This window comes from Bacillota bacterium (assembly GCA_040754675.1).
Classification (GTDB): Bacteria; Bacillota; Limnochordia; order Limnochordales; family Geochordaceae; genus Geochorda.
Map to the genome: position 1 here is coordinate 1 of JBFMCJ010000350.1, position 4411 is coordinate 4411.

Annotated in this window: 4 protein-coding genes; all 4 read right to left on the reverse strand. The window is 66.1% G+C overall.

The window, feature by feature from the left end; all coding sequences use genetic code 11:
- Positions 1-11: 11 nt before the first annotated feature.
- The gene (locus AB1609_16560) at positions 12-485 is read right to left on the reverse strand and encodes a chemotaxis protein CheD (GenBank protein ID MEW6048060.1); all 474 of its coding nucleotides are present in this window, start codon (positions 483-485) and stop codon (positions 12-14) included.
- A gap of 70 nt (positions 486-555) precedes the next feature.
- Positions 556-1086 carry a chemotaxis protein CheW gene (locus AB1609_16565; GenBank protein ID MEW6048061.1) on the reverse strand — a complete coding sequence of 177 codons (531 nt, stop codon included), beginning with the start codon at positions 1084-1086 and terminating at the stop codon, positions 556-558.
- Positions 1087-1123: 37 nt separating this feature from the next.
- Positions 1124-2953, reverse strand: a complete 1830-nt coding sequence (locus AB1609_16570) for a methyl-accepting chemotaxis protein (GenBank protein MEW6048062.1) — start codon at positions 2951-2953, stop codon at positions 1124-1126.
- A gap of 511 nt (positions 2954-3464) precedes the next feature.
- Positions 3465-4411: sigma 54-interacting transcriptional regulator (locus AB1609_16575; protein ID MEW6048063.1), on the reverse strand; the 947-nt coding region annotated here is incomplete at its 5' end.

Sequence of the window (4411 nt, forward strand, 5' to 3'; positions counted from 1 at the left end):
TGACCCACGCCTCACAACCAGGTGCGGGTCTCGCCGGCCCTCACGCTCACCGCGCCGGTTGACACGTCGAACACCACGCTCCTGGCCCGGCTCCCGCCCACGTCCGCCGCCACCACGGGAATGGAGAGCGCCGCGAGCCCCTTCCGCACCGCTTCGATGTTCCGTGTACCGATGTCAAGCGCCTCTCCTCCACCGGAGAACATGTTCGCTCCCCCCGCGATCCTGGCCGTCATGCGCAGGCGCAACGCCCCGCACCGCTCCATTGCCTCCACAAGGGCACTGACCGCGATATCGGCAAACTTTCCCGGGCACAGCCAGCCGTCCGTGCCGACGCTCGAGTCGAGCAGCACGTGGGCCATGCCACCCACCGCCGCGACGGAGTCGTGAAGCAGGACGACCACGCAGGACCCCACGAACTCCGTGACCAGCACATCCCCGCGGCAGCCCACCGCCAGATCCGCCGTTCGGACCAGCACGCGCGCCACCCTACCACCTCCCTCCGCGCAAGGCACGGGAAAGGGGCGGGCGACCAGCGGCCGACCCGCCCCCCGGCCCTCAGGCGCAAGCCTCGCCCACGCGGGAGAGGTCGCTGACCTCTTCCTGCGAGAAGACCTTTTGCAGGTCAAGCAGGATGAGCAGCCTCTTGTTGACCCGGCCGATGCCCTGCAGAAAGCGCGACTCGATCCCCGCGATGATGGGCGGAGGCGGCTCTATGCTGCGGTTGGGGATCCGGAGGACCTCCGAAACCGAATCGACGATCAGCCCCACGGTCATGTCGTCGATGTTCACCACCACTATGCGGGTCGCATCGGTATCCTGCCGCTGCTCCATGCCGAAGCGCTTCCTGAGGTCCACGATGGGCAGGACCTTTCCCCGCAGGTCAATAATCCCTTCCACGAACGCCGGGGCTTTGGGAACCCTGGTGATCTCGGTCAGCCTGATGATTTCCTGCACCTGCATGATGTTTACTCCGTACTCCTCGCTGCCCAGGCGGAAGCTGACCAGTTGGGTCTCCTCAGCCAGGTCACCCGACTCCTGGTCTTCTTCGTCCAGCAGTTCCGCACGGTATTCCTCAGCCACTCTCATCGCCCCCCTTGCTCCCTGGCACTTCCTGGCTGCACCATCAGGCAGCCTGAGTCATCTCCTCGGAAAGATGGGCGATCTCTTCCACCGCCCGGGCCAGCTCCTGCATTCCAGCGGCGGCCTCCTGGGCGGCCGAGCTGGCCTCCTGGGTATTGCGGGCCATCTCTTCCGCCGCTTTCGCGATCTGGCGGATGGCTGCGGTGGCGGCCGTGACGGCGTCCAGGGATTCTTGCGCGGACCTTGCGATCTCACCCACCCCGGCCCGCACGGTCCCCATCTCGTCCGCAATGGCGGCCAGCGCCTCGCTGACCTTGTGCGCTTCTTCGACCTGCTTGGCTGCAGCCATCCCTGCAGCCTCGATGTCCTTGGCCACAACCGCGATCTGGTCCTGGACCGCCCGCACCATGTCCTTGATCCTGTCCGCTGCCTCGGCGGATTGCTTGGCCAGCGCCCTCACGTCCCCCGCCACCACCGCGAAGCCCTTACCGTGCTTGCCCGCCCGGGCAGCCTCGATGGCACCGTTGAGCGCAAGCAGGTTGGTCTGAATGGTCACGTTGACGATGGCGTCCACGATCTTGTCTATCTTCCGCGCCCGCTCCTGAAGCACCACTATGTTTTCGGCGGCCTTGCGGTTGTCCTCCGCAGCACGCTGGATGCCTCCGATCAAAGCCTCGACCTCGGACCTGTTCTTCGCGAGCAGTCCCTTCAACTCGTCCACAGCCCGGACGGACTCGGCTGTGGCCTCCGCCATCCTCTGCGCGTTCCGCTGTATCTGCTCCGCACCCGCGAGCGACTGTTGGGTGGCCGCCGACTGCTCCTGGGCTGCGGAGGCAATTCCGGAAATGGCTGCGTTTATCTGCTGGGCAGCCCCGTTCGCCTGCTGGATGGTGGCCGAAAGCTCTTCCGCCGCGGAGGCCAGAGCATCCGCTGCCCGCGCTCCGGCAGACGCCCCCTTCAGGTCCTCGGCCATCTGGGCCAGATCGTCCGCCGCGGCAGCTATGTCCTCCAGCCCCTTGGCCTGCTCAGAAGTGGAAGCAACAGCCTCCCGCGTGGACACGCTCGCCTGTTCGGCGGCGGAGGCCACCTGCTGAGCCCCGGCACGCATCTCCGCAGCCGCGCGGGCAGCCTCCTCGGCCTGCCCCTGGACCTCCCGGCTGCCCTCGGCCACCTGGGCCATGTCACGCTCGACGGTGGCCAGATCGGCGGTCACCGACTTGGCCTTCTCAACCTCCTCTTGCGCGGCCTGGCCGATCCGCTGCACGTCACCCGCCACCACCCGCACGTCCTGCTGGATGGTGGCCACAAGCTCCCTGATCTCGCGGGCCGCGGCGGCCGAAGTCTCCGCCAGGGTCCTCACTTCGTCGGCAACCACGGCAAAGCCCAACCCGTGCTTGCCGGCCCGGGCTGCCTCTATGGCCGCGTTCAGGGCTAGCAGGTTGGTCTGGTCTGCTATACCAACCACCGTCTGAACCACGTTACCGATTTCATCCGAGCGCTTCTCCAGTTCCGCGACCTTTTCTGCGGACCGGAAGTTGGTCTCCGCAGCCGCATTGATCCCGTCCACCAGACGCGCAATGTCCGCGCTCGCACTCCTCACCTGCCCCTGCAGCGCGGCTATGCGCTCGGCCGACTCCACTGCCAGCTTCGCGGCGGTTTTGGCCGTGGCCTCGATCTTCTCCGTGTTCTTCAGGCTCTCTTCCGCCGCGCGCGAAGCCTCAACCGCCGCCGACCCGATCCCTTCCATGTTCTTCTGCAGTGCCGCTGCCGCAGCCTTGGCCTGCTGCACACCGCTGGCCAACTCCGCCGTGCTGGAAGCCAGCCGCTCCGCAGCCTGAGCACGCTTTTGCGCTTCTCTCTGCCGTCTCCGCAACTCCGCCTCGTCCTGGACCCTCCGCTTGCCAGTCTCAGCCGGTGCCTGGGGCCTACCAGCAAGAACAGGCAAGTTCCTGCGGATTGCTCCCTGGGCCCCGGGGGATCCAGTCTCCTGCCGATCTTCTACCGCCATCTCCTCGCACCTCCCCGTGAAGAGATCTCTACAGGGAAGATAGTGCAAGAAGCGTGCCACTCGGCGCGGACCCGCGAAACTAGCAGTCAAGGCGAGTCCGCCCCGCATCCAGAGCAGACCTGGGTATACCAACGTAGACAGCTGATCGGCTAGTATACAGCCCTGCGGCCTACCTCGTTGAACCGCGCCTGTGCAACAGAAAGTGCGCCGCAGCCCCGCCCGCCAGCATGAATCAGAAGGGGGGCAGCGTGCGCCCCGGATAGACTTACGGCCCGGGTAGGGCCTAAGGGCCCACCGCATGCCGCCCAGGCCAGCATGCAGCAGCACCAGCAGCCAACACCCGCAGGCCCAGGTTGCATCCCGCGCCACATGGCTCTCAACGGCAGCCGGAAAGCTTCCTGTACAGTGCCGCTCGCGTGATCCCAAGCCGCCTGGCGGCTTCAGACTTATTGCCCCCGGACATCTCCAGAGCCCGAAGTATCACTTCCCGCTCCCACGACCGCACAGCCGACTTCAAGTCCGTGCCCGCCATCGCAGGCGGGAGGCAGACCCGCCGCGGCCCGCGCGATGCCGCCACCAAAGAGGGGGGTAGGTCATCGACCGTTACCACTGGCGAGGGAGCAAAGGCAAACAGCTGCTCCAGGACGTTGCGAAGCTCCCGGATGTTCCCTGGCCAGGGGTATGCCTGGAGAACCGCGAGCGCCTCCGCACACAACTGCTTTGCAGGCAGCCCGTACCGGTCCGCGAGTCTCGCCAGAACATGGGCCGCTATCAGCGGAATGTCTCCCGCCCTTTCTCGGAGAGGCGGCAGTTCCAGCGTCACCACCGCCAGACGGTAGTAAAGGTCCGCCCGAAACGTCCCCGCGGCCACCATCTGCTCCAGATCCCGGTTGGTGGCCGCGATGACCCGCGCGCGAAACACAACTTTCCGTGCGCTGCCAACTGGCTCGATGCACCGGTCCTCCAGGACCCGCAAGAGCTTGGCCTGAACGGAAAGAGGCATATCCCCTACCTCGTCCAAGAACAGGGTGCCGTCACCCGCCCGCTGAAAGCGCCCTTCACGCCCTCCCCTGGCCGCTCCCGTGAACGACCCCGCGGCGTAACCGAACATCTCCGACTCAAAGAGCGTTTCTGGAACCGCAGCAAGGTTTACGGCCTCGAAAGGCGATCTCGCCCGGGGACCACACGCGTGAATGTACCGGGCAAGAAGGTCCTTCCCCGTACCCGTCTCCCCGATAATCAACACTGGGCAGTCAAGAGAGGCGACAAGACGCGCCCGCCGCAGCAAAAGAGACAGTTTCGAACTCCGTCCGACAAGCCCCA

What these genes read in the sequence shown, in the direction of transcription:
- AB1609_16565 (MEW6048061.1), bottom strand. Translation starts at nt 1,086, where the DNA reads ATGAGAGTGGCTGAGGAATACCGTGCGGAACTGCTGGACGAAGAAGAC.